Annotated in this window: 1 pseudogene; it reads left to right on the top strand. The window is 65.7% G+C overall.

The features are described 5' to 3' along the window. Window positions 1–373, top strand: a pseudogene (locus IH25_RS0136935) (glucose-6-phosphate isomerase); the annotation flags it as partial.

The raw sequence follows: 373 nt of genomic DNA, 5'->3' as shown, positions 1-373 counted from the left end.
GTGGCGAAGCACTTCGTGGCGCTGTCGACGAACGCCGGGAAGGTCGCCGACTTCGGCATCGACACGGACAACATGTTCGAGTTCTGGGACTGGGTCGGCGGCCGGTACTCCTACGACTCCGCGATCGGCCTGTCCCTGATGATCGCGATCGGCCCGAACCGGTTCCGGGAGATGCTCGACGGCTTCCACCTGATGGACGAGCACTTCCGCACCGCGCCCGCCGAGGCCAACGCGCCGCTGCTGCTGGGCCTGCTGGGCATCTGGTACGGCAACTTCCACGACGCCCAGTCGCACGCGGTGCTGCCGTACTCGCACTACCTGTCCAAGTTCACCGCCTACCTCCAGCAGCTGGACATGGAGTCCAACGGCAAGT

It is taken from the genome of Streptomyces achromogenes subsp. achromogenes, from assembly GCF_000720835.1.
Classification (GTDB): Bacteria; Actinomycetota; Actinomycetes; order Streptomycetales; family Streptomycetaceae; genus Streptomyces; species Streptomyces achromogenes.
Note: the sequence above shows the minus strand (reverse complement) of the source record. Positions and strands in the feature narration are given on the sequence as shown.